General features: G+C 69.9%; 20 protein-coding genes. 9 read left to right on the top strand and 11 right to left on the bottom strand.

Annotation, left to right across the window (positions count from 1 at the left end):
* Positions 1-598 precede the first annotated feature (598 nt).
* On the bottom strand, positions 599-1,297 hold the full coding sequence (locus tag ACFY2B_RS04410) for a TetR family transcriptional regulator (RefSeq protein ID WP_390761633.1): 699 nt from the start codon (positions 1,295-1,297) through the stop codon (positions 599-601).
* Between the two features lie 450 nt (positions 1,298-1,747).
* Here ACFY2B_RS04410 and ACFY2B_RS04405 point away from each other — a divergent pair, with 450 nt between their 5' ends.
* Both ACFY2B_RS04405 and ACFY2B_RS04400 read left to right on the top strand, forming a co-directional pair.
* The gene (locus tag ACFY2B_RS04405) at positions 1,748-3,595 is read left to right on the top strand and encodes an acyl-CoA dehydrogenase (RefSeq protein WP_390761632.1); all 1,848 of its coding nucleotides are present in this window, start codon (positions 1,748-1,750) and stop codon (positions 3,593-3,595) included.
* Between the two features lie 402 nt (positions 3,596-3,997).
* Entirely contained in the window at positions 3,998-4,960 is a 963-nt protein-coding gene (locus ACFY2B_RS04400) for a serine hydrolase (RefSeq protein WP_390761631.1), read from the top strand.
* Positions 4,961-5,257: 297 nt separating this feature from the next.
* On the opposite strand, the gene ACFY2B_RS04395 is transcribed toward ACFY2B_RS04400, so the two are convergent.
* Positions 5,258-5,740 (bottom strand): winged helix-turn-helix transcriptional regulator, encoded by a 483-nt coding sequence (locus tag ACFY2B_RS04395; RefSeq protein ID WP_390761630.1) that lies wholly within the window; start codon positions 5,738-5,740, stop codon positions 5,258-5,260.
* Between the two features lie 107 nt (positions 5,741-5,847).
* On the opposite strand from ACFY2B_RS04395, the gene ACFY2B_RS04390 reads away from it, so the two are divergent.
* Complete coding sequence (locus tag ACFY2B_RS04390; RefSeq protein WP_390761629.1) at positions 5,848-7,041, top strand: MFS transporter; 1,194 nt, start codon at positions 5,848-5,850, stop codon at positions 7,039-7,041.
* A 285-nt stretch (positions 7,042-7,326) separates the two neighbouring features.
* Here the strand turns inward: ACFY2B_RS04390 and ACFY2B_RS04385 are convergent, their stop codons facing one another.
* Together ACFY2B_RS04385 and ACFY2B_RS04380 are read right to left on the bottom strand one after the other, a co-directional pair.
* Complete coding sequence (locus tag ACFY2B_RS04385) at positions 7,327-7,551, bottom strand: hypothetical protein (protein ID WP_390761628.1); 225 nt, start codon at positions 7,549-7,551, stop codon at positions 7,327-7,329.
* 511 nt (positions 7,552-8,062) lie between these two features.
* Positions 8,063-9,121, bottom strand: a complete 1,059-nt coding sequence (locus ACFY2B_RS04380) for a hypothetical protein (RefSeq protein ID WP_390761627.1) — start codon at positions 9,119-9,121, stop codon at positions 8,063-8,065.
* A 779-nt stretch (positions 9,122-9,900) separates the two neighbouring features.
* Here ACFY2B_RS04380 and ACFY2B_RS04375 point away from each other — a divergent pair.
* Positions 9,901-11,124, top strand: coding sequence for a serine hydrolase domain-containing protein (locus ACFY2B_RS04375; protein ID WP_390761626.1), 1,224 nt, complete (start codon positions 9,901-9,903; stop codon positions 11,122-11,124).
* Between the two features lie 88 nt (positions 11,125-11,212).
* On the opposite strand, the gene ACFY2B_RS04370 is transcribed toward ACFY2B_RS04375, so the two are convergent.
* From ACFY2B_RS04370 to ACFY2B_RS04360, 3 genes are all read right to left on the bottom strand, one after another.
* Entirely contained in the window at positions 11,213-11,707 is a 495-nt protein-coding gene (locus ACFY2B_RS04370; protein WP_390761625.1) for an IS3 family transposase, read from the bottom strand.
* Between the two features lie 9 nt (positions 11,708-11,716).
* Positions 11,717-11,968: an IS3 family transposase gene (locus tag ACFY2B_RS04365; RefSeq protein ID WP_390761976.1), complete on the bottom strand. Its 252-nt coding sequence runs from the start codon at positions 11,966-11,968 to the stop codon at positions 11,717-11,719.
* Between the two features lie 145 nt (positions 11,969-12,113).
* A complete protein-coding gene (locus ACFY2B_RS04360; RefSeq protein ID WP_390761624.1) occupies positions 12,114-12,425 on the bottom strand; it encodes a transposase in 312 nt (103 codons plus the stop codon).
* Between the two features lie 102 nt (positions 12,426-12,527).
* On the opposite strand from ACFY2B_RS04360, the gene ACFY2B_RS04355 reads away from it, so the two are divergent.
* On the top strand, positions 12,528-13,217 hold the full coding sequence (locus ACFY2B_RS04355) for a TetR family transcriptional regulator (protein WP_390761623.1): 690 nt from the start codon (positions 12,528-12,530) through the stop codon (positions 13,215-13,217).
* Positions 13,218-13,255: 38 nt separating this feature from the next.
* Here the strand turns inward: ACFY2B_RS04355 and ACFY2B_RS04350 are convergent, their stop codons facing one another.
* Together ACFY2B_RS04350 and ACFY2B_RS04345 are read right to left on the bottom strand one after the other, a co-directional pair.
* On the bottom strand, positions 13,256-13,495 hold the full coding sequence (locus tag ACFY2B_RS04350) for a hypothetical protein (protein ID WP_390761622.1): 240 nt from the start codon (positions 13,493-13,495) through the stop codon (positions 13,256-13,258).
* A complete protein-coding gene (locus ACFY2B_RS04345) occupies positions 13,492-14,817 on the bottom strand; it encodes a S8 family serine peptidase (RefSeq protein WP_390761621.1) in 1,326 nt (441 codons plus the stop codon). Before ACFY2B_RS04345 ends, ACFY2B_RS04350 begins: the two co-directional genes overlap by 4 nt.
* A 443-nt stretch (positions 14,818-15,260) precedes the next feature.
* Between ACFY2B_RS04345 and ACFY2B_RS04340 the strand changes: the two genes are divergently transcribed.
* Together ACFY2B_RS04340 and ACFY2B_RS04335 are read left to right on the top strand one after the other, a co-directional pair.
* Positions 15,261-15,941 carry a lasso peptide biosynthesis B2 protein gene (locus ACFY2B_RS04340; RefSeq protein WP_390761620.1) on the top strand — a complete coding sequence of 227 codons (681 nt, stop codon included), beginning with the start codon at positions 15,261-15,263 and terminating at the stop codon, positions 15,939-15,941.
* A gap of 1 nt (position 15,942) precedes the next feature.
* Positions 15,943-17,760, top strand: coding sequence for an asparagine synthase-related protein (locus tag ACFY2B_RS04335; protein WP_390761619.1), 1,818 nt, complete (start codon positions 15,943-15,945; stop codon positions 17,758-17,760).
* Here ACFY2B_RS04335 and ACFY2B_RS04330 read toward each other — a convergent pair.
* A complete protein-coding gene (locus tag ACFY2B_RS04330; protein WP_390761618.1) occupies positions 17,747-19,045 on the bottom strand; it encodes a hypothetical protein in 1,299 nt (432 codons plus the stop codon). The two genes, ACFY2B_RS04335 and ACFY2B_RS04330, sit on opposite strands and share 14 nt — an antisense overlap.
* 444 nt (positions 19,046-19,489) lie before the next feature.
* On the opposite strand from ACFY2B_RS04330, the gene ACFY2B_RS04325 reads away from it, so the two are divergent.
* Entirely contained in the window at positions 19,490-21,694 is a 2,205-nt protein-coding gene (locus ACFY2B_RS04325) for an endonuclease (RefSeq protein ID WP_390761617.1), read from the top strand.
* 93 nt (positions 21,695-21,787) lie between these two features.
* Positions 21,788-22,171: a VOC family protein gene (locus ACFY2B_RS04320; RefSeq protein ID WP_390761616.1), complete on the top strand. Its 384-nt coding sequence runs from the start codon at positions 21,788-21,790 to the stop codon at positions 22,169-22,171.
* 200 nt (positions 22,172-22,371) lie between these two features.
* On the opposite strand, the gene ACFY2B_RS04315 is transcribed toward ACFY2B_RS04320, so the two are convergent.
* Complete coding sequence (locus ACFY2B_RS04315; protein ID WP_390761975.1) at positions 22,372-23,694, bottom strand: kelch repeat-containing protein; 1,323 nt, start codon at positions 23,692-23,694, stop codon at positions 22,372-22,374.
* Positions 23,695-24,035: the final 341 nt, after the last annotated feature.

Genomic DNA, 24,035 nt, shown 5'->3' with positions numbered 1-24,035 from the left:
TCCAGGTCGTCCGGGTCCGGGACAGGTCGCACCATGGAGGACGATCCGGGGACACGTGTGACGGTGGCAGCGCCGATGGCTGCGTCCGCGACGGTGGCCGCGCGAGGTGCCCGCCGCACCCGGCCAGGGGGAGAGCCACCGGCCACTCGGGGCCCACCCCGGCACACCTGTGCCGTGCGGCCGCTCCGCACCTGGGCCACGTAGCAGCTCGTCGGCCCGCGCCGGCCTGCCCGGTTGCCCCTCCTCGATCTCCATCCCCCAACGAGTCGACGTGTGATCCACCCCGTGAACACAACCAGCCAGGCGCTCCAGTGCCGGCGGCTCACCGGTCCACATCAAACTACGCACTGGCCAGGGCCCGGAAACAGGTGATCTTCACGGCCGGCCCAGATCATTTTACGAGGAACGTGATGAAGAAGGCATGGTGAACCGTGGAGGAGGGAGAAGACATATCAGCGCGCGCCGTGCGGCGACGGCTGTCACCGTACGTAGCTCTCGGGTCCAGGTGTGAGGCGGCCCGTCCCCGGCGGCCCCGGCGCGTCGGCCGGACACCTCCGTCCGCGAGGCATCGGGCCCGTGCCGCCTCCCCCTCAGGACGTCAGTCGGCCGTGCCGTCCGGCACACCGGCCTTTCGCCGGTAGTCGGTGTCGGTGATGTAGCTGCTCGCCCAGTCCGACTCGGCGATCAGTGTCAGACCCCGCTGGACGTCGAATATCAGCTTGTCGAAGATCTCCGGGGTCACGACGCCTCGCACCGCCCAGACGTTCATCTTCGCGATCCGCCGGGGCAGCTCGTCGACGGTGCGGCGGCACCTCAGGTCGTATCCCGTGAAGGCCATGACCCAGTGGTCGGCCACGTCCCCCGGGTCGACGTCCGCCAGCAGCTCTCCCTCCTCCGCCGCCTCGGTCAGGATCCCCGTGACCATGGGGACGTAGCCGTCCCACAGCGCGCCGAAGGTCTCTGGGTTCTCCTGCTCCGTGACGATGCGGGCGGCGGCTCGGACCACCGGCGACATGACCGTCAGCCAGGCCAGGACGATCGACGCGTCCACGACCGCCTGCACGCGAGGTTTCCCCGGCAGTGCGGCGTCCATGCTGAAGCCCTCCCGCACGATCGCGAGGGCAATCTCCTGTTTGGTCTTGAACACATGTTGTCCGGACCCCCGGGACACACCTGCCTTGTCGAAGATCTGCTGGAGACTCACCCCCGCGACTCCGTGGTCGGCGATCAGGCGTGCGGCCGCTTCCAGTACGAGCCGTCTCGTCCTCTTCGAACGCTCCTGGACTGGCTGTCGCACTTCTCCGCACCCTCCTGTTGTGTGTGTCCTCGTCCGCATCCGCCTGGCGGGAGCCGCCCCGGCCTGCGACGCGACGGCCACTTCATCACGTTGAGTCAGCACGCGGCCGTCGCGAAAGCGAGGCTACGTCCGCACCTTCACCATCCCTTGGGTGATCTATCTCACACCCAAGGGTCGACTCCGCGCAAAACCATGCCTGTTGGATGATTCGTCGCCACGCCCGAGCACCAGCAGATCATCGCACCTCCACTCCGCCGACGGCCAAGTCGGCCAGGAGCGCGGTGCCGTTCCTCGAAGAACCCGCTGGTCCGTCCACACGTACGTCCTGACGGTGAGGCGGTGTGCGGGCGCCCGGAATCAGATCACCGGGTGGAGATCACGCTTCAAGGGCATCGGGACGTGTTAATGATCATGCTGAATCATGCGCGCTGCATGCTTTATCGTCCCCGGGTGATCACTCAGACCAGCTCTCAGCAGGACGACTCGGTTGCGGCAGAACTTAGGCAAGCACTCTTCGACGGTCAGTTCGACCAGATCCACGCGCCCTGGCGCGACCTCTTCAGCACCACCACGTTCCATCACCGTGAGTTGCCGCCGGAGGAACGCATGGCGCTCTCTTACGAGCGTCTGCGGCATGTCAACAAATCCCTCCTGGACGGTGCCGACGGCCCCGAGACCCTCGCGCGGAACCCGACACGGCTTACCGCCCTGCACGAGTGGGTCGGCCCGGTGGACCCAGGACTCGGCACGATCCTGAGCATCCACTACAACCTCTTCCTGGGCAGTCTGCTGAACGTCGAGGGCGAGCACGACCTGCGCCCCTTCGTGGACATGGACCGCACCGGCGTCTTCCTGTGCACCGAGCTGGCCCACGGCAACAGCGCTCCGCAGCTGGAGACCACCGCCACCTACGAACCGGTCACCCGCGAGTTCGTCCTGCACACGCCGCGGCCGGAAGCCGCGAAGTTCATGCCGAACACGAGCCCGCTCGGCGGTCCCAAGACCGCTCTGGTCGCCGCCCGCCTGATCACCGGCGACCGCGACGAAGGCGTGCACCTCTTCCTCGTACCCCTGCACGACGAGACCAGCGGAGAGTGCCTGCCGGGCGTCACCGTCGAACGCCTGCCGCAGACGGCGAGCGCCCCCGTCGACCACTGCCTGACCACCTTCAGCCACGTCCGCCTGCCCTACGCGGCCATGCTCCAGGCCGACCACGGCCGGCTGACACCCGACGGCGTCTACACCAGCTCCATCGGCAGCCCCCGCAAGCGGTTCCTCAGCTCGGTGACCCGGGTCACCGACGGCAAACTGTGCATGCAGGCGTACCACCTCGGCACCACCCGCCACGCCCTGACGGTCGCCGTCCGGTACGCCCACGCCCGCCACACCTCCAGCGGGACCAGGGGCGGCAGTGTCCCGCTGTGGCAGCACCGCAGCCACCATGCCCCCCTCATCGACGGCCTGGCCACCGCCTACGCCTCGACATTCCTCCACCGTGCCGCGGTCCGGAAGTGGGAAGAGGCCGACACGGCCGAGGAACGCGACGATGCCGAACGGCTCGCGGCCATCACCAAGGGCTGGATCACCTGGCGCGGTCGCCAGGTGATGAGCGAGTGCCGGGAACGCTGCGGAGCCCAGGGCCTGTTCCTGGCCAACGGCATCGCGGGCCAACTCCAGGCCGGCGAGGGAGCGATCACCGCCGAAGGCGACAACAAGGTGATATGGATCAAAGCGGGCATGGAGCTGCTCCTCGGGCACTTCGCCCCGAGGCCGCCCCGCTCCGGCCCGGCCGACCTCGACGACCCCGAGGCATTGCAGGACCTGCTCGGCGACATCGAGCGAATATGGTTCGAGCGCGCCGGCGAGCGGCTCCGCCCCTCGAAGGAGACCGCGGAGCCGACGGACACCGGCGATGGCCTCCCGGCGGCCCGCGCGGGGCGGCGCGGCCCCCGCCCGGGCAGCGCCCTGGACCGAACCGTCCTTCCCACCCTCGAACTGGTCGACGCCCACGCCCACTTCCTCGCGGCCGAGGGCCTGCTGACAGCTGCCCGGCAGGCCACCGACCCGGTGGCCGGCCGCCTCCTGTACGCCCTCCACCGGCTGTTCGCTCTGCGTCGCGTCGCAGCCCATTCCGGCGATCTCCTCGGGGCACGGCGCCTGGAGAGCGACCAGGTCCTGTCGTTGCCGGACACGATCGAGGACGTGCTCGACGAACTCGCGCCCCACGGCCAGCTCCTCGCCGACGCGCAAGGTGTCTCGGAGGAACTGCTCCGCAGCCACCCCATCATGGCCATCTAGCCGGAGAGCGGGCCGCACCCCGACCACGTGGGCGCCGCGCGCGCCGGGACGCGTAGGCACCCTGGAGCCAGCTTGTAGCAGCGTTGACCAGCGGCCGGCGGCGTCCCGTCACACTCGCTCGCCGAACCGACCGTACGAACTCACCCGCACCAACAGCCTCCGGTGCGCGGGCCGCCACCCGAGCCGGGCACTGGCCGCTACGCACCGGAGCTTCACCAGGTGTCTCTGCTCCGGCGTCCCGCGCGCGACTGTGCAGAACCGGAGCACGAGTCGAGTGCGGTGAGGTCCTGTCCCGAGGTGCTGTCCCGAGGTGCTGTCCCGCTTCGTGCTCGGTGAGGGGGGCGAGGTTCGCCATGGGCGAATCGGCCTCGGGATGTGCCTCGGGCGGGTCATGGTGGCTCAATGATCGAGGACAGGCTGGAGCAGGTGTTCGCGGAGGCCGGGTGCGAGGGCAGTCTGGCTGTGCTGGACATCGACGGTCCGGGACGGCTGGCGTTCGGAGACACCGAGTCGGTGGTCGCCGCGTCCACGTTCAAGATCGTGGTGGCGTTGGAGCTGTTCTGCCAGGGTGCCGAGGGGAGCCTGGACCTCGCCGAGCGCGTCCGGCTGTCACCGGCGCAGGCCACACCGGGTGGCCAGGGGTTCTGCATCTTCGAGGACGAGGCCGAGGTCTCCTTGCGCGATCTCGCCCGGATGATGCTCACCATCAGCGACAACACCGCGACCGATGTGCTGATCGGCCGGCTGTCGCTGTCGCGGATCCATGCCCGCTTGGCCGGCCTGGGTCTGGACCGGATCCGGCTGACGGGCACGATCCGGCAGGAATTCGACGCCATCGGCCGCGATGCGGGTTTCCCGGGATGGTCGGAGAGGGGACGTGCGATGCGCCGAGCGGGTGCACCGGCGGACGCCGGGCGCATTTGGGAGCGCGCGCTGTCCGCTCCGTCCCTGCGGCCCGGCCGCATCACCAGCGCGACGGCCGGACAGATGGCCACCTTGCTGAGGCTGGTCTGGCGGGACGAGGCGGGGCCGGGTGAAGCCTGCCGGGCGGTGCGGACCCTCCTCGGCCAGCAGCGGCTGACCCGGAAGATCGCCGCCGGGTTCAGCGAGGAGGTGCGGGTAGCGGCCAGATCAGGCAGCGTTCCCGGGTGCGTGAGCAATGACGCGGGGGTGGTGCGGTTCCCGGACGGTTCTCGTTTCGCGGTGGCGGTGTTCACGAGACCGACCGGGCCCGTCCCGCGGACCCGGCAGGCCGATTCCGCGATCGGTACGGCGGCCCGGCTGGCTGTCGACCACCTTCGCCGGCCATCCGGGAAGTCCGGGAGGACGGCAGACGCCACCGTCCCGACGCAATCCCCTGAGTGACGCGACGACATGAACCCGGACATGCCGGGGGAGGCGGTCTCCTGAGGATCGTCCCCGCTCGGTCGACCGGGGGTCGTGAACCGGATGACGGCCTGGGCGATGTTCCGACCGCGGCGCGGGAGACTGCCCGGCCGTACGTTCGCCGGGCCGGCGGGTTGACTCCGGCCGCTTCCAGCGCCGGGCGCAGCAGGTCAGGCCGGGCGCCGACAGGGGCGTGGCCGAAGCCCCACTCGAAGGGCAACTGCGGCTCACCGTCGGCGAGTCAGGTGACGAAACAGGCCGGACCTCTGGGCGGGATCACACGGACGGCGGGCCCGAGGCGTCGTCCTCGCAGACCTTGCGCACGCGTGTCGTCGATGCCGTGACGGGTCGGCCGCTCCGGTCCAGAACGCGGAAGGGGGGTACCTCGCGTCCGCTGTCGTCGACCAGGACGGAGTGTTCCTCGCCGGCGGCGAAGGCATGGCGCTCTCCCCACTGCCGGAGCGCGACGACGACGGTGAACAGCTCGCGGCCGGCGTCGGTGAGCTGATAGGTGTGGCGTTTGGCGCCGGGCGGGGTGTTCGTGGTCAGGATGCCGTGAGCGGTGAGCTTTCGGAGCCGGTCGCTGAGGATGTTCCGGGCCACGCCGAGGTGGTTGCGGAAATCGGTGAACGATGCGGCGCCGTCCATCGCGTCCCGGACGATGAGCAGGCTCCACCGGTCGCCCACGAGATCGACGGCGCGGGCGACCGGGCAGGTGGGATCGGTCCAGGTCTGGTCGGTCGTCACCAGGTCCGCCATCGGATGCCCTCCCTCTTGGGTTGCATATCAAAACCATTGTCCCCTACTCTTTGATTGGTTTCATATTGAGACCAATGGTAATTCCGACTCGTAAGGGGAGGTCGCCCTTGATCAGGCGTGGCGGGCTCGTCGTTCTGGCGTCGGTGTGCGCGGTAGCGGTGTCCACGATCTACGCGATCCAGCCGGTGCTGAAGACCGCGGGCAGCGACCTCGGGCTGACCGAGGGAGCGCTGGGGTGGCTGGTCGCGGCCGGCCAATTCGGTTATCTCGCCGGGCTCGTCCTGCTGGTGCCCCTCGGGGACGTCTTCAACAGGCGCACGCTGATCGTCGGGCACCTGATGCTCACCGCAACGGGCGCGGCGATCACGGCGGTTGCGCCCGACGGAGTGATCGCCGCGGCCGGGATGGCGATCACCGGCCTGTTCGCGGTGGTGGTGCAGATCGCCGTCGCCTACGTCGCGGCGAACTCGTCGCCGGGTGAGCGCGGCCGCAACATCGGCATGGTCACCGCGGGCGTGGTGGCCGGGATTCTGGGGATCCGCGTAGTGGGCGGCGCGCTCGGCGACACCCTCGGGTGGCGGGCCGTCTACGCCGTCCTCGCCGTACTGTGCGTCGGGCTGGCCCTGACCGTACGGATCACCTTCCCCCCGGACGTCCGGCTCGCGAAGACCCCGTATCCGAGCGTCCTCGCCGCCGCGGGGCGGCTCGTCGTCACCGACCGGTTCTTTCTCAGCCGCGGCTTGATCGCGTTCTTCCTGTTCGCTTCCTTCGGCACCCTGTGGAGCGGGCTGGCTCTGCCGCTCGGGGCCGCGCCGTGGCAGTTCGGCACCACGACGATCGGGCTGTTCGGACTGGCCGGTCTCGTCGGCGCGGCGGGTGCCTCGCGGGCGGGGCTCTGGGCCGACGCGGGGCGCGCCCAAGCCGTCACCGGCTGGTCGCTCGCGCTGCTTGCCGCCTCCTGGATTCTCACCGTGCACACGACACCGACCCTCTGGATGCTCATCGCCGGTGTCGTGCTGCTCGATTTCGCCGTCCAGGCCGTGCACGTGAGCAACCAGCACCTCCTCACCGCCGCGTATCCCGAGCGCTCCAGCAGCGCCATCGGCACCTACATGGCCTTCTACTCGCTCGGCTCCGCCCTCGGCGCGGTCACCACGACCTGGGCGTACACCGCCGCGGGATGGCGGGCGTCCTGCCTGCTCGGCGCCGCCTACGCCGTCGCCGCGCTGATCGTGTGGACGCTCGCCAGGAACACCACCGCCTCCCCGTGCGCCGTACCTGCCGCGACGGAGGCGGCCTGACCGGCCCGGTCCGGCAGGGACTGCACGTACCCGCTCGGCCGGCGCGGCACCTCTACGCCCGCGGTGAGCATCATTCTCACCGCCAGTCGGGCCGCCGCCCGCGCCGGACGCCGGCCGGCGGATCACCTCAACACCAAACCCCGTTGCCCGCCCCACCGGCGGGGCCTATCGTCGTTCGACCCATACCGGTCCCGACCCATACCGGTCCGGACCTGTACCGCAACCGACCTGTACCCGCCTTCGACCGGTACAGGTCCCGACCGGCACCACGCCGACCGAAGGCCGTCAATGCCTCTCCGTTCCGCCCACGCCCGCGACGCCGACTTCCGCGGCCGACCCGGGCAGCATCTGCCGGGCGAGGAACACGCGCAGCGAGCGCAACGCCCCGCGGACGTCCTTCGAGTCCGCCCCGCCGAGTTTGTCGAGGTCGACGCCGTTCGCCTTCTGAGCATCGCGCATCTCGACATAGGCGTCCATGAACTCGTCCCCGAAGACCTCTGGGGCGAACATCAGCTCTGTTCCGCCAACGTCGGCGACGTGCGGTTCGGTGTGAAGCGCAAGGGGTTTACGCACAGGCTGTCCCTGTCTCCGCTCCTCGCCCGGCCCAAAACCAGCGGCGTACCCCCGAGGGTAGCCGCACGTGGCGACTACCCCGCGCTCCATCAGCCGCGGACGGCAGAGTGATTGTCGACCAGATCGAGCACGAGGGGCAGAACCGCGCAGGGAAGTAATCGCGTCCACGGATAGGTATCTCGCCCGCGTCGCGTAGTGCGGCGCGGAGCGTTCGTTCCAACTACGGCCAGGTAGTGGCGCGCGGGAGCTTCAAGTCAGGGCTGCAGACGCGGCTCGGTGAGGGGCCGGGACCCAGTCCGCCACCGCTCTGCCGTTACGGCCTGCCGGTAGGGGTTGACGGCGTTCAGCCACATGTGCACGGCCGGGATGCCGGTCCGCATCTCTGCACGCGGGTAGGCGGGCTGCCATGAGATGCCACGGTCCTCGGCAGGCTCTCGGGGCGGAACTGTCAACTGTTGCGGCGTGCCCACTGCGCGGCCCGGACCGTTCCCTGCTGGATGTCCTGCCGGGGCAGTTGGAGGTCGAAAGCGTCCTCCAGGGCGTGGAAGTACAGCTCGAACTCGCTGGTTAGTTCGGGGTGGTCGAGTTCGGCGCGGCGTATGGCCTGGTTGAGGAAGTCGAGCTGACCGCCTCGGAAGTAGGGGGCGCGGCCGCGGTCGTACCAGATCAGCTCCAGGACGCCCCAGTCGTCATCGATGCGGCGGCCGTCGCGCATGTAGTCGAAGGTGTAGATGGCCTTGGCGGAGGTGGCGCTCAGGTGGACCGTCTCGGTGACGCCGAGCCGGGCGAGAGCCTCAACATCGGGCCCGAAGCCGGGCGTCTCGTGGTACATCAGGAACGCCCAGCCTCCGGCCTGCCCGAAGCAGCAGGTTTCCCAGACGATGTCCCAGTAGTTGAAGGTCCCGCCGTCCATGCTGCGCAGATCCGCAAGACGGGTCCCGGCGGCGATCTGTGCGGGGTCGGCTCCGTGGAGCAGGGCGATCTGTTCGGCGCTGATGCTCTCGCCACGGAAGAAGGCGAGGTGGGTGTAGGGGTCCTGCTCGCGCCAGCTGTCGGCGATCCAGGCGAGGCGCTCCAGCGGGTCGCGTCCGCACGCGGTGGAGGGCTGGGTGCCGTCCATGCCGCCGTTGCGGAATCTGCTGCCCCAGGCGGGGTTGATCCGGTCCAGCAGCTCGGCCTGCCCGGAGACGAGATTGGCCACCGGGCCGCGGCCCGGGGACCGGGCCGCGATGTGCTCGGCGAGCTTGCGGACCGCGTCCTCGGCGGCGAAGTACAGCACCTGATCCAGGTCCTGAGTGACGAAGACCTCCCGGTAGGGACCGGTGTGGCCGCGCACCGTGCCGTCGTCGTCCAGAACTAGGAAGAGACGACCGTGCGACTCGCCCACGCGCTGCTCGTACTGGTTGGGAGAGGTGCCGGTGGGCGGGAGCATCGCGTCGTCGAGCATGTCAGAGCCCACGGCGACCCGGTGCCAGGCCCGCTTGAGTGTGTACGCCGATATCTGCATGGGCGTCAGTATGCGACCGGGCACTGACAGTGTCGGCTGATCTGCGATGACTCGGTTGGATGGCAAAGATCGGCGTCGCCTGGGTTCGATGGCAGCAGATAGCTGCAACCGGCCGTCAGACCAGCTCTTGCACGGCCTCCGCCTCCTGCTTCCGCTCGTGTCTCGTCGAACAGCAAATCGCCACAGGCCGGTCGCGCGCGCAGCCCTGGGGCCGCTTGCCTCCAGCGAGGAGCCAGAACTCCTTCTCCCTGCCTCTCCCGCCAGTCGTCCACGCAGCCCAGAGGCGCTGTCGGGACGACTCATGAAGCACGGCCTGCCCACCATGGCCACCCGCAACACGGCCCTGTTCGGCAGGGCCGGGGAACTGCCGCCGATCGTCATCAGCGACCTCTTCGGCGTCCACAGGAACACCGCGACCCAGTGGGCGGCGGATCGCGGAACTGTCCGCGCAACTGGAGGAGTTCCACCGCACCGAGGAGATCCGCATCACCCGCAAGACGCTGCTGGAGCTGCCCGAGCCGGTCCCGCCGCCCCTGCGACCGCCGGACCCACCGCAACGCCGGTGTTCTCTGGCCCATCACGCCATGTTCAGGGTGGGAATTGCGGGCCGTCGGCATCGGGGAGCGGCCGAATGGCGCAGGCGCAGAACACCTCCTCTTCACCAGTACACCGAGGCGGAGGCGGTGATCCGTGTGCGGGTCGGGTCGGGGATGTGATCGGGGATCAGTCCGGGGCGAACCCTGATGTTCGGGCACGTGCCTGCTGACAAAGTGAGGAGCATGACCTCAACGCGCATGTCACGACGGGCTTTTGCGGGCACCGCCCTCGCGGGGACGGCAGCGCTGGCCGCCACCGTGATGCTGCCCGCGCACAGTGCCGCCGCCTCGCCCGCCTCGCCCGCGTCACTCCCGCCGCTGGACCCCACCGCCCTACAGGCGGCGATCGACGACCTTGAGCAACCGCCGTCGACGGCGGCCCAACTGAGAATCGGCGGCACGGCCGGCTCCTGGCGCGGCACCTCGGGCGTGGCCGACATCGGGACACGACGGCCGGTGACGCCGCAGGACAAGGTTCGGATCGGCAGCATCACCAAGGTCTTCGTCGCCACGGTGGTGCTGCAACTCGCGGCGGAGGGCCGGGTCGACCTGGACGCGCCGGTGCGCCGTGTCCTGCCGGGGCTGCTGCCGGACCGGTTCGCGGCTGTCACCGTGGCGCACCTGCTGAATCACACCAGCGGGCTGCCCGACCACGTCGGCATCCCCGAGCCGGAGACCGCGGAGGAGGTGTTCCGCCACCGCTTCGACCACTGGACGCCGCAGGAATGGGTGGCGACGGCGACACACGGACCGCTGAAGTTCGCCCCGGGCACCCGGCAGGAGTACCGCGGCATCAACTACGTACTGGCCGCACTGATCGTCGACAAGGTCACCGGCCGCCCGTACGGTCAGGCCGTCGCGACCCGCATCCTGCGTCCACTGGGTCTGACGCGCACCGTCGTGCCCGGCGACGACCCACGCGTCCACGGCCGGCACGTGCACGGCTATCTGGCGATGGCCGACGGCAGCCTGCGGGACATCACCACGTACGACCAGTCGTCCAGCCGGGGCGAGGGCGACATGATCTCCACCACGAGCGACCTCGACCGCATGCTCACCGCCTTGTTCTCCGGCGAGTTGCTCCCGCCGGAGCTGCTCCGGATGATGTTCACCCTGCCACCGAGCGGCATACGGATGCTGGACGGCTCTCCGGCCCGCTACAGCACCGGGCTGCAGCAGGCCGTCGTGAACGGCACCACCTTCTGGGGCAAGACCGGCGAGACGTACGGCTACAAGAATGCCGCGTTCTCCACTCGCGACCAGCAGCGTCGTTTCGTGCTCGCATACCACCCGACAGATGCCCGCAACGGCGAGGAGAGCCAACTGATCGCTCGGGTTGCCGACCTGCTCACCCGTGTTCCGAGCAGCGAAGGCAGAGCGGCCGCCGTACCGTCCCTCACGGACTGATCCCTCAGTCCGGTCGGCGCACCGCCATCACCAGGGGGGCGGGCACGGATGAGCTGCCCCGAGTTTCGTAGAGTCCGGTGATCTTGCTTCAGGCGGACTGAGGCGCTTGCTCGTCGCCCCGCCAGAAGGTTGCCTCGTACTCGGCAGGCGGCACGTAGTCGAGAGCGGAGTGGAGGCGCTCCTCGTTGTACCAGGCGATCCATTGGAAGATGGCCCGTTCGGCCTGGTCGACGTCTTTCCAGGGGCCCTGCATCTCGATCAGCTCGGCCTTGAAGGTGCCGTTCAGGGCCTCGGCCATCGCGTTGTCATAGCTGTCCGCGGCCGAACCGACGGAGGCTGAGGCGCCGATGCCGGCGAGCCGGCCGGTAAACCGAATTGATACGTATTGCGACCCGCGGTCGCTGTGGTGAATGAGGCCGGAGTCCTTCCTGATCCTCCGTCTCCACAGCGCCGTCTCCAGTGCGTCCAGCGGGAGTTCGGTCCGCATGCGGTTCGCGACCTGCCAGCCGACGGTCATCCGGGAGTACACGTCCAGGACGAACGCCACGTATGCCCAGCCGGACCAGGTACGGACATACGCCATGTCGGCGACCTACAGTTGGTCGGGCCGGCTCGCGGCGAAGTCACGGTCGACCAGGTCCGGCGGACGGGGCGCCGACGGTTCGGGAACCGTGGCGCGCCGCCGCCGGCCACGGATGACGCCCTTCAGGCCCAGCCCGGCCATCAGGCGCTCGACGGTGCAGCGGGCCACCTCGTGGCCCTTGCGCCGAAGCGCGCGGGTGATCCGACGGGCCCCATACGTGCCGCCCGAGGTGACGTGAGCCTCCTCGATCAGCGGCATCAGTACCTCGTCACGGAGCCGGCGAGCCGACTTCGGCCGCCTCTTGCGGGCGAAGTACGTCGACGGCGACAGGTCCAGAACCCGGCAGACTGGGGGTGCCCCCTCGGGGGGAGACCGACCCCGAGGCCCATGTCGCGCAGGTGGTCGATCACCTGCTCGGCCTCGTCCGGGGACGGCCGATCTCCTGGGCGAAAAACACCGAGGCGGCTTCGAGGATCTCGTTCGCCCGCCTCAACTCCACTACCTCTTTGCGGAGTTGTCTGAGCCCGTCCTGCTCGGCGGTGGTCAGCCGGTCGTCACGCTCGCCGCGGCCGGCCCCGGCCTGGCGGACCCAGCCGCGCAGGGCCTCCTTGCGGATGCCCAGGTCCTTCGCGACGTGCGCGATGGGGCGGCCGGTGACGCGGACCTCACGGATCGCACGCTCGCGGAGCTCGTCGGGATATTTGCGGGGTGCTGCCATGGTGCTGGTAGGTCTCCTTCGCCAGGACCGTAACCCTGGCATCAGGAACTCCACAAAACTCAGTACAGCTCATCCGGGAGGTCGGTTCCTATCATGGGTGCTGTGCTGGACAAACGAGCTGAATTCCAACGTGCCCGCCGGCCCGGTGAGATCGAGGCCCGGCGGGTGGCCATCCTGGGCGCCGCTCGCGGCATGCTGCTCGACCGCCCCCGGGCCGACATCAGCCTGCGCGAACTGGCCACCGAGGTCGGGCTGGCCAAGTCGAACGTGCTGCGGTACTTCGGGAGCCGCGAGGCGATCTTCCTTGAGCTGCTGAACGTGTCCTGGCTGGACGGTCTCGAAGTACTGCTCCAGGAGCCCCTGCCGACGGACGGGCGTCCTTATGCGAGGGAGACGGCGGTCGCCACGAGAATCGCCGAGAGCCTGGTCTCCCAGCCCATGCTGTGCGAACTGCTGAGTGCGACGGCCGCCGTGCTGGAACGCAACATCTCTCTGGAATTCGCTCGCGAGTTCAAGGGGAAGGCGAAGGCGAACAACGACAGGCTGGCGGCCGTCGTGGCCGAACGGCTGCCGGGCCTTCCGCGTACGGCGGCCCAGCAGTTCGCCGCCGCCGTCCTCGTCATCCTCTCTGGCCTGTGGCCCTTCGCCAACCCGACGGACACGGTCGCCGCCGTGAGCCGTGAAATGGGTTTCCCGCCGGCCGCCCAGAAGTTCTCAGCCGGTCTGCGTTCGGGACTCGCCGTGCACCTCATCGGGCTGGCCGCCCAGGGCGGAACGCTCGGCAGCGAATAGGCCGTTGCCGGTCCGAGACGCACGTCGGCAGTGGTTCCTCACTGAACCGGTGACTCGGGCGGTGGCAGACGGATGGTGCGGTCCCTTTCGACGGCCTCCACGCCGTCGACGGCCCGCAGCAGCGGTAGCCGCTCTTCGGCGATGGTTCCGGAAGCGGTGCCGATGAGCGGCTGCTCGCCCACCACGGTGAGCCCGGCGGCCCGAGCCGCCCGGATCGTCTCGGCGAACCGCCCCGTGTCGACCGACAGAATGACGCCCACCTGCGTGGAGTCGGTCACGGGGCCTGTCCCAGCCCGGCACCCACGTCCTGCGCGGGCTGGGCCAGTTTGTACGCGCCGGAGACGAGGCGCTTCTTGAGATCGGACGCCGTGGCGTCCGGGTTCTCCTGGGCCAGTAGCGCGACGATGCCCGCGACGTGGGGTGTGGCCATGCTGGTGCCGCTGATCGTGTTGTACGCCTGAGGCATCGGCCAGGCCGAGCGTACGTTCACCCCGGGTGCGGAAATATTGATCTCGGAACCGGCGAGGTTCTGCTCCCGGCAGGAGAACGGCGCCACGTCAAGTGCCTTGCCCACAGCCGCGACAGCGAGAATCGAGGGGCAGTTGGCCGGGTGGTTGACCGGACCGCGCTGCATGTCGTTCCCAGCCGCCGCCACGATCAGCGTGCCCGCGGTGACGACGCGCTGGGCCAGGTTCTCGAAGACCGGCGAGAACAACTGCCCCGGACTGACCGGAGCACCGAGCGACATGGAGATCACCTTCGCGCCCTGGGACATCGCCCAGGCGATGCCCGCGAGGATCTGACCGTCGCTGCCGCTGCCCTGATTGCTGAGCACCTTGCCGGCCAGGATCTCCGCCCCGGGAGCGACGCCGTAGCGCGGCGGCTGCCCGGGGTCTGTCGGTCCCGTCGCCGTGCCGATGCAGTGTGTGCCGTGGCCGTTGCCGTCCTGCACGGCCTGACCGGGCACGAAGGACGCCGTCCCGGCGATGCGCGCGGAGAGGTCGGGGTGCTGGGCGTCCACTCCGGTGTCGAGCACCGCGACCTTCACGCCCTCTCCAGTGAGGCGGGTCTGATTGGCCCGGACCGCTTGCAGACCCCACGTGTGGCCGGACTCGTCCCAGGCCGGCCCCAGCGAGGCGGCCAGCGCGGCCGTGGTGTGCCGTTGCAGGACGTCCTCGTCGCTGCGGTAGGTGGGGTAGTACCCGGTCATCTCTCGCACGCGGTCCGTGATCGTCGAGATGTAAACGATGCGCTCCGGCTCCGCGGCGGTGATCGCCGGATGTTCCTGAGCCGTCGTCACCAACGCCTCGCGCTGGTCGGGTGCCACATCGACGACCGCGACGCCGAGGTCCGTGAACAGTACCGACGCCCGGGGTTCTTCGAGTATTCCGCTGATGCTCTCCGCCTCGGCACCGTGTACCTGTTCCGCGGTCGAAATGCCGGCCCGGGAATGCAGCGCCTCCATACCGCGCTCCGCTTCCTGGGGGTCGAGGAGGACAAGATATCTGCCCGTGTACGCATTCTCGCGCTTGACCAGGCTCTGATCGAAAGGCTCAGGGTGTTCGCCGCGCTCACGGCGGTCGAATGGTTCGTTCGTCATGGCGTCTCCGCTCCGGCCTTCCCCCACCCGGCGAAAGAAGCGTCGAGCGCGCACCGAAACGCGTTCGGTAAACGGGTGTTGTGATGTCCGACCGCGACACATCGACGTTCTCGGGTCGCCCCTTCGGCAGTCCTTTGAGTCCTTACTTCCACCGTCCTGCTGTCCGGGAGGGGCCGCAACTCGGCTGAGAGCCCGTGCGGCTTGTGGTCCCGCATGCCCTGTGCGGCCCCGGCGGCCCCGGCGGTCCCAGTTGCGGGGCACCCCGGGCGCAGTAGCCTGGAATTGACAACGCTGCCTGTTCTGGAGGTGGGCGATGTTTCTCCGACTGCTGCGACGTCGTGTGCCGCGGGGGCTTTTCCTTGTCGGCGACGGCCGTCTGATCCGGGGATTCAGCGGGGGCTTCTACGACGGTCACGGATACCAGTCCTGACACCGGACGCCAGGTGAATCGCGCCCGCCGCAGCGTCGATGCGCAGCGGGCTGACCGTGGAGGACGTGCGGTGACAGAGGATACCGATGCGCTGGTGGCGATGACGCGGATCCTGTCACCGCAGTGCCGTGTCACCAGGATGTCCGGCGGAGCGCTGATCGCGGACTGGAAGAGGACCCGCTTTCTGGGAATGGCGACGCCCGACATTCGTAAACTCACCGGCGGAAGCCCCGCGGAACGCATCGAACTCGTCAGCGGCCTGATCCGTGCCGGATGCGCGACGGACCGGCCGAAGGAGCACTCGGACGCCGAGGTCGGAGTCTGGCTGCGCGGCGTGCACCTGCTGATCTCGGCCTTGGGATTCGGGCGTGCCCTTCGGCTCCTGCCCTTGGCGGCCCCGGACTACGCCCGCGCGGACCCCGCCTCCGAGGAGGCCGTCGCACGCCTGAAGCGAGCCGTGCAATCGCACAGCCGCGGTAGCTGGTTCGTCAACGGCGACTGCAAGACCGAGGCCGTGACGGCCTTCGTCCTGCTGCGGCGGCGTGGCTTGCGGGCCGCGCTCCACGTCGGCTTGCGCGAGCACCCCTTCGCCCTGCATGCCTGGACGTCATCGGGAGGCGTGTGCATTCCTGACGCCAGTCCGCGCGGGCACGGGTTCGTACCGGTTCTGACGATCAGCGGCGGAGCGCAGTGACGTGGAAGCACTCCGCCTGGAGTGGGCCGGGGACGTACCGAAGCTCTCGGCAGCCGAGGCCATGGCGCGGCAGGGACTCGTGACGACGGTCTCCTCACGGGCCGGTACCGCGGTGGTCGTCGGCTGGGTCGGTTCGGTCGGCGGGCGCGTGGCGGGGGCGCGCAGGCTCCTCGACGACTTCGGACGACCGGGAGCCGCACCGCGCCTGCCGGCCGGCGACTACGCGGCCGTCCTGGTGTGCCGCGACCGCATCCTGCTGATGCGGGACGAGCAAGCACGCATCCCCCTCTTCTACCGGACGGCCGGCGGCCGGGTATGCGCGGTGAGCACCTCGGCGCGCGGCCTGGGCGGTGGAGCGGCGTGGGAACGCCGCTACTTCTGCCGGTACCTGACGGGGAACCTGGCGCAACCGCACACGGAGCTGACCCCTTTCGCCGGCGTACACCGGGTGCTCGGCGGCGAGGTGGTGGAGCTGTCGATCACCGGGCAGCGGCGCGGCCGGGTACGGCGGCGCTCGCGTCAGGTCGGGGTCCCGTCGCTGACGGCAGCAGGCGCACCACCCCTCAGCACAGCCGCGAGGGACCTGCGGGTCGCACTGGAGAACGCCGTGGAGCGCCGTATGGGCGGCCTGCCGGCATGTCATGTCTCCGGCGGTACCGACTCCACCGGCGTCGCGTTGCTCGCGGCGCGTCTCCTGATCACCGGAGGGGGCGACCCGGGAAACCTCGTCCTGCTCGCCGGGCGCTTCGGCCGCGGAGAACTGGCCGGGGAACGGCCGTACCTCGACGAGGCGATGGAGGAGATCCGCCGGCACGCGCCCACGGCCCGCCCGGTGATCGTCGATGCCGACGACGTGGCCGACTTCGACGACTTCCGGCACCACGCGGGAGACGCGGACGAGCCGCACGCGCACGCGTTCCGCGCCCCCTTCTGGAGCAGGCTCCACACCGCCGCGGCGGAGCTGGGCTGTGACACCCTCCTGACCGGCTGCGGGGCGGATCCCCTTGCCGACGCCAACCCGTTCCACCTGCACCGGCTGGCCCGCACCGGGCGGTTGCGGCAGTTGACGCGGCAGGCCCGTGCCTGGGCCGCGGGCGACGAGCGGGGGCTGCGGGACGTCGTCTGCGCCTACGTGGTGCAGCCCGCGCTTCCGCTGACGGCCGAACGGATCACCGCCCTCGTCCGCCACCGCGGAACGGTGCTCGGCGACCTCGGCACCTTCGCCCGACCCCGGTGGCTGCGAGCCGGATTCGCGCGGGCGCACGGCTACCGTGAGGCCAGCGTCTCGGAGAGTCGCTTCGTGTTCGGGCACAGGCCCGAGCAGTCCTTGTACGACGCGGCCAACTACATTGCCGCTCCCGACCCGCTGTCCTGGGGCCGCGCACGGCAGGACGGGTTCTTCCTGTCGCACCCCTTCCTCGACCCGCAGGTCGTCGCCACGATGCGCCGTCTGCCCGCGGAGACCACGTTCCGTCCGGGCCGTCCCAAGGCCGTACTGCGCGAGGCCATGGCGGATCTCCTCCCGCCCCGGATCCGCAGCCGAACGTTCAAGGTCCCCTTCAACCAGCTGTACGCCCGTGGCCTGCGGGCGCACGGCGACCAACTCGTCGACCTCTGCCGGTCCGCGAAGAATCCGCTGATCGCGGAGATGTTCGACGTCGAGACGCTGTGCCGGGCAGTGCGGGAGGCGCAGATCGGCATGGGGGACGCCCATTCCTGGGACCGGCTGAACAGCTCCCTCGCCCTGGTGGTGTGGCTGGAGCGGTGGGGCCGGCGTTCCCCCGCGCTCGACCCGGCCGCGCCGGTCATCGCCCTTTGACGTCCCACAGGGTCCGCTCGATCGGTCCGGTCAGGACGTCGACGATGCCGTACCGGTTTTCCAGCTCACGGTCCTCCGACTCGGTATTGATGTGGTCTTCCTCGCCCTTTCGTCTGATGGATTGGACCAGACCCGCACCGTGGACGCCGAATTCCCAATACACCGTCACATAGCGGGGTGCTCTCGTGTGCGTGGCGATCGCGTTGTTCTCGTGCACCCTGCCGCGATAGACGACGTAGTCGACCTCCTTCTTCGTCTTCAGCCACTGGGGGACCTCGCTGCCGCTCCAGGAGTACCCGGCCAGCGCCATCTGTTCCAGGCCCATCCGGTCCTTGCGTGCGAAGTTCGCACTGGCATAGAACGCCAACTGGTCGTACGGGGTGTCGAGCGGCAGTTGCACGACCGTCTGGGTGACGAACGTGTCACCCCCCTCGATCCAGTTTCCGGCGGGCACGAACGGCTGCGCCGCCACCAGTTCGCCGGGCTGCTGGATCTCCCTGCGGGAGAGCGGGTGCTTCTCCTGGTACGCCTCCCATTTCTTCGCGTCCTGGCGCCACTGCTCGCGCTTCCGGTCCGTCTCGCTCAGCGCCACTCGTTCCCCCATGGCGTGGAACTCCGTGCCGAGCACGTAGAAGCCCACGTCGCTCTGGTTCTCCACCTTGATGTCGATCGGCACCGCGAACGCCTTGCGGTCCTGCCTCAGCACCGGCGCCCCCACGGTCATCTTGACGACGGGCCTGGCCCCGCGCTGGTACGGCTGGTAGAGACGCTCGTAGCCGAAATTCGCCAGGGCGATGACCCCGGTGACGATCACTGCCGCGGCCACCCGCTTCGGAGCGGGGATCTCGATCGACGTCCGCCACACCGCGAAGACGGCCCAGGCGGTACCCACCGTGATCAGGCACCACAGCACCCGGTAGGCCGTGGAATCGACATCTTTGAAGGTCAGGAGCAGCAGCATGGCGTTGGTCAGGAACGCGGCGACCGTGCCGATCAGCGCTGCCGTGCCGGAGTAGGGAATGCGGTTCCGGAGCCAGTGGTCCCAGACCGCCGCGGCGCCCAACAACGTGGTGACCGAGATCAGGACGAGAATGGCACCGGTCATACGACCCGCGTACGTCAGGGCACCGCGGAGGTCTTCGACGCCGAGCCAGCCCAGGGGCAGACCCGTCAGCAGCAGCACCACCATGATCGCCACCATGGTGGCCGGTGACCGCCTGGTGCTCGTCGGGACCAGTAGCGTCCGCAGCGTGGCACCCACGCCGGACCAGCGGGAAGTCGTCACCTGGTCATCTCCCGGATTCTCTTCGGCCGGCACTGGGGCGCGGCGCAGCTGCCGGGGTACCTCTCCGGGCGCGGCACCGGTGAGCCCCTGCCGGCGTTCTCCGGCGCGCACTTGGCGGTGACGTCGCCGGATCGTCCGAACCCCGCAGCGGCTCCAGGAGACCCAGCGCTGCGGGGCGGGGGCTCGACGAGCACCATCATCCGCGGTGATCCGGCGGAATCCGTGGTGATCCGGCGGATCATCATCCGCGATGCCTCCGGACGGCCTACGCGAGCGGGTTCCCCTCCGCATCCCGGGCGGTGGTCCGACGCCATCCCGGCAACTGGTTTCCCTTTCACCTTCTGACGCTCGGGAAACGGTCACGAGAAGAAATTCGTACCGGCCGGTGCACACAATGGATGGGGAGGCGGGGAATGGATGGGGGCAGGGGCTGAGGAGACTTTTATGGCCACCATGGAGCACGCGTCCCAGGCGGAAACAGATTACCTGGCGCAGTTGGCGGACGCCGGGCGGCGCTTCGACATGCGGACACCGGAGCGCGAGGAAACCCGCAGGACGATCGAGCGCAGGGGCGTCCTGTACGCCGACGAGCCCGAGCGGGTCAAAAAGCGACTGGCCCGCCTCAATGCCGACTGGTCGCTCGCCAGGTCGATCGAACAGATACCGACGGAGCCCGCCGCGGCGGCGGGCAGTACGCTGCCGCTGACACCGGATACGTTCAGCGCCGATCTGCTGGGCCTGGAACGCCTCATGGGACGTAACGATCTCATCGGGGTGGCCTTCCTGGAGGGCGGGCACCAGGCCGCCCGGTCGGTCGGACGGGTGACCGTCACGGCGTCCGGAGGCGGGCTTCACGGCACCGGCTTCATGGTGTCCCCCTCGCTTCTGATGACCAACAACCACGTACTGCGGAGCGCGGAGGACTCCGACCGCGCTCTCGTCAAATTCAACTTCCAGTCGGCTCTCGACGGGCGCCCGCTGGTCCCGGTGACCTTCGCGCTCGAACCCCGGAGGTTCTTCGCGACGGACCGCGATCTGGATTTCAGTGTGGTCGCCGTGGCCGAACGCAATCAGCAAGGCGCATCGCTCGCCGATTTCAACTGGCTGCCCCTGGACGGGGCGCAGGGCAAGGCGATCCTCGGAGAATTCGTCAACATCATTCAGCACCCCAATGGCGAGCCCAAACAACTCGCCCTGCGCGAGAACCAGATCGTCGATCTGCTGGACCTGTTCGTCCACTACGAGACCGACACGGCGCCGGGCTCCTCGGGCTCCCCGGTCTTCAACGACCAGTGGGAAGTCGTCGCACTGCATCACTCGGCCGTGCCGCGGCTCGGCAGCGACGGTCGTCCCCTGGCCGTCGACGGAACGCCCTGGCAACCGGGAATGGGCGAGCACCGGCTCGCGTGGAAGGCCAACGAGGGGGTACGGGTCAGCCGTGTGCTGCAAGCGCTGAGCCGGCTCACGCTGACGGGAACCGCGGCCAGGTTGCGGGAGGAACTGTTCCGGCCACCGGCCCCGGCACAGCCGAGCGAGGGCACACCGCCGGCGACAGCGCTGCCAAGGCCGGGAGCCGACGGGATGGTGCCGAACAACTCGGCACAGTCCGCCTACGCCGCCGCCGTGATCCTCACCGTGCCGCTGAGGATCACCATGGGTGTCGGTCCGTCGGCCGCCGAAGGCTCCACTCCTGCCCGGCCCGCCGCTCCGCCCGCGATCCGGACGGCCCCTGCCGCCGTTGACCTTTCCCCGGCCGGGCAGGCGGACGGAAGCTCCGCCGAGGCCGCCGAGCAGGACCTGAACGCGGCCCTGGTCAGCCTCCGGCTCGGGGAGGGACGCAGCTACTACGACCGGGACGCCGATGGCGCCGCGCGAGACGCCTACTACGCGGACATCGACGCCGGTGCGGACGGCGACGCGCTGCGGCGAGCGCTGACCGTCCTGCTGGAGAAGACCCACCAGCGGCGCCCGGCCTACAACCCCGCACGGATGCTCTACCCGTGGGTCGACCTGCACCCCGACCGGCTGCTGCGCAGCGTCTACTCCGGCAAGACCTTCCCCGCGGAGGAGCTGATCCGCGCCGACGTCGCGGCCGAGGCCGCCCGGCTGCGGGGCTTGCAGGAGTTCCTGCTGCGCGAGAGCACGGCAGGCACGGCCGAACTCGCCGCAGAGATGAACGCCTTGGAGGCGTCACTGCCCTTCAACTGCGAACACGTCGTCCCACAGTCCTGGTTCGCCAAGCTGGAGCCCATGCGGGGCGACCTGCATCATCTGTTCGCCTGTGAACCGGAATGCAATAGTTTCCGGGGCAACTTCCCGTACACGGACTTCCCCGGCTTCGACGAGGCCGTACGGCAGAACTGCGGGATGCGCGAGAAGACGGGATTCGAACCCGAACACAGCAAGGGGGCCGTTGCCAGAGCCACTCTGTACTTCCTGCTGCGCTACCCCAAGCTCGTAGGTGACTCGGTTCAGGAGTTCCCCGAGGAACGGCTGCCCGTCCTCATGGACTGGCACCGGAACGAACCGGTGACCGAACACGAGTTGCATCGCAACGCGGCCATCGCCGGGATACAGGGGAACCGTAATCCCCTGACGGACCATCCGGAGTGGGCCCGGGACATCGACTTCTCCGGTGTCTGGCCCTGAGCGGAGCCGCGGTCGGCCGCGCGCACGGCTCGTCGCTCTCCGGCACGCTGACGACGGCCGGCTCGCTCGGGCCGGCTGCGTACACTGCCGGGCATGGCATGCCGTATCAGTGAGTTGGTCATCGACGCCGCCGACCCGGACGCGCTCGCCGCTTTCTGGAGCGACGTTCTCGGCTATGTCGAACTCGGCCGGGAGGACGACGGCAGCATCGAGATCGGGCCGCCCGACGTCGGATTCGGCGGCCCGCAGCCCACCCTCGTCCTCAGCCCCAGCACCGACCCGCGGCCCGGGAAGCTCCGCCTGCACCTCGACGTCAACGCCACCGACCGCGACCAGGACGCCGAACGGGAACGACTGCTCGCGCTCGGCGCCCGGCGGGCCGACGTCGGCCAGACCGGTACCGAGAACTGGTACGTCCTCGCCGACCCGGAAGGCAACGAGTTCTGCCTCCTGCACGCCCGGCTCCAGCCCCTCTGACCACCCGCGGCCCGGCACCGAGCCGTCCAGCCGTACGCGTGGGACCGGGGTCGCTCCTCGGTGGGCGCGGAGGTGACGAAGCCCCTGACCGGCACGGCCGGTCAGGGGCTCCGCTTCGGGGGCGCGCGGTCCGTCCGTGAGGGACACGGTGCCGTGCGGAGCGCTCGGTCAGGACCCCGCGGTGCGCGGGGTTCCGAGCGTCAGGACGTGCGCAGCGCCAGGTCGGCCGTCGTCCGGCTGCCCCGGGTGAGTTTCACCTCCCGACCGGCCGCCAGAAAGCCGTCGGCGGTCGCGGTGACGGTGTAACGGCCCGGTGCCGGCCTGAGCCACAGGTCGTACCCGCCCCGGCTGTCCGTGGCCACCGTCGCCGTGGGGTGCGGGCAGGTGGCGTGACCTGCCGGGCACAGCGTGACGGTCGCACCGCGGAGGGCGTCACCCGTGGCGGCGGTGGTGACCCGGCCGCTGAGGTGCGACCAGGACGCGGGGGCTGTGACCTTCGTGGTGACCGACAGCGGTGCCGGCGCGTACGGCGTGTCGGTGATCAGCGAGAGGTCCGCCGCGTAGCCGCCGGGGGCGCCGAGCGCCGCGGAGTCGACGGTGACCCGGACGGTGACGGAACGCCCCGGCGCGATCTCGACGCTCTGCTTGTTCGCGCTCAGCCAGGTGGCGTCGTCCTGCGCGCAACTGCCGTAGCCGGGCAGCGTCTCGGCCTGCCGGTTGCCCGAGGGGAACGACAGCCCGTCGGCGATCGCCCCTCCGACCTGGGTGAGACCGCACCCGCTGCCGCCGCCGCGGAAGACGGGGTAGGCGGCGTTGGGCAGGTGGCTCCAGTGGCCGGTGACCGGGTCGTACTGGAGCGCCTGGTTGGTGCCCTCGGCGCCCACGATGCCGCCGACCACCTGGAGTTCGCCGTTGCCCGCGCTGGAGGAGGCCCCCCAGTCGGTGTACGGCATGTCGGCGTTGCGGGTCCAGGTGTTCGCGTGCGGGTCGTAGGTGTACGTGGTGGCGAGGCCCACCGTGTGGCCGCCCGCGTCACGGGTGTCGCCGCCCGCGCAGACGACGCCGTTCGACAGCCCCTCGCACGCGGACGACGCCACGGTCGTCGGATAGTCGGCGACGCGGGCCCACCGGTTCGTGGCGGGGTCGTAGCGGTGGACGGCCGAGGTGACGTGGTTGCCGCCGTCGGTGGAGCCGCCGATGACGTACAGCTTGCCGTCGTACACGGCGGCGGAGGCCATGGCCAACGGCGTCGGCAGGTCGGCCACGCGGGTCCAGGTGTCGCTGACCGGGTGGTACGCGTAGACGGTGGACTGCGGCTCGCTCGCGCCGGCGGCTCCGTGCCAGCCACCGGTGACGTAGAGGGTGCCGCCGCGTGCGGCGATCCGCTGAGCCGTGGTGACGTACAGGGTGTCCAGGCGGAACAGCGGCTCGTCGTCCGCGGCCAGCCAGGTCGCGGCGCGCTCGGCGAGGCCCTGCCAGTCGCCGCCGAGGTGATCGAGGTGGACCAGGGTGACGACCGCCATGTCGGCGATTCTCTGGTGGCCGTGGCGGGTACCGAGGTCGACCGCGGCCGTCAGGCGTCGGCGCGCCTCCGCGTACCGGCCCCACCGCATCGCGCAGTTGCCCAGGTTGAGCGAGCCACGCGCGCGCTGGAGCGCGGTGCTCGACGTGACGGTGCCCGCGTCCACCAGCCGCGCCTGCGCCCAGCCGCTCTCCTCGCCCAGCTCCAGCAGCACGGTGGCCCGGTCGACGTGCAGGGCGAGCCGTTCCCGTTCGGGGAAGTCCGCACCCGCGACGTACTGGCGGGCCCGCTCCAGCCACCGCAGATGGGTGGCCGCGGTCCAGGACGAGGGAACGGGCACAC

This window comes from Streptomyces sp. NPDC001270, assembly GCF_042896695.1.
GTDB lineage: Bacteria > Actinomycetota > Actinomycetes > Streptomycetales > Streptomycetaceae > Streptomyces.
Note: the sequence above shows the minus strand (reverse complement) of the source record. Positions and strands in the feature narration are given on the sequence as shown.

What these genes read in the sequence shown, in the direction of transcription:
- ACFY2B_RS04370 (WP_390761625.1), bottom strand. Translation starts at nt 11,707, where the DNA reads ATGGCGTATGTCCGTACCTGGTCCGGCTGGGCATACGTGGCGTTCGTC.
- ACFY2B_RS04380 (WP_390761627.1), bottom strand. Translation starts at nt 9,121, where the DNA reads ATGCAGATATCGGCGTACACACTCAAGCGGGCCTGGCACCGGGTCGCC.
- ACFY2B_RS04395 (WP_390761630.1), bottom strand. Translation starts at nt 5,740, where the DNA reads ATGGCGGACCTGGTGACGACCGACCAGACCTGGACCGATCCCACCTGC.
- ACFY2B_RS04345 (WP_390761621.1), bottom strand. Translation starts at nt 14,817, where the DNA reads ATGACGAACGAACCATTCGACCGCCGTGAGCGCGGCGAACACCCTGAG.
- ACFY2B_RS04325 (WP_390761617.1), top strand. Translation starts at nt 19,490, where the DNA reads ATGGCCACCATGGAGCACGCGTCCCAGGCGGAAACAGATTACCTGGCG.
- ACFY2B_RS04360 (WP_390761624.1), bottom strand. Translation starts at nt 12,425, where the DNA reads ATGGCAGCACCCCGCAAATATCCCGACGAGCTCCGCGAGCGTGCGATC.
- ACFY2B_RS04320 (WP_390761616.1), top strand. Translation starts at nt 21,788, where the DNA reads ATGGCATGCCGTATCAGTGAGTTGGTCATCGACGCCGCCGACCCGGAC.
- ACFY2B_RS04400 (WP_390761631.1), top strand. Translation starts at nt 3,998, where the DNA reads ATGATCGAGGACAGGCTGGAGCAGGTGTTCGCGGAGGCCGGGTGCGAG.
- ACFY2B_RS04385 (WP_390761628.1), bottom strand. Translation starts at nt 7,551, where the DNA reads ATGTTCGCCCCAGAGGTCTTCGGGGACGAGTTCATGGACGCCTATGTC.
- ACFY2B_RS04375 (WP_390761626.1), top strand. Translation starts at nt 9,901, where the DNA reads ATGACCTCAACGCGCATGTCACGACGGGCTTTTGCGGGCACCGCCCTC.
- ACFY2B_RS04315 (WP_390761975.1), bottom strand. Translation starts at nt 23,694, where the DNA reads ATGGCGGTCGTCACCCTGGTCCACCTCGATCACCTCGGCGGCGACTGG.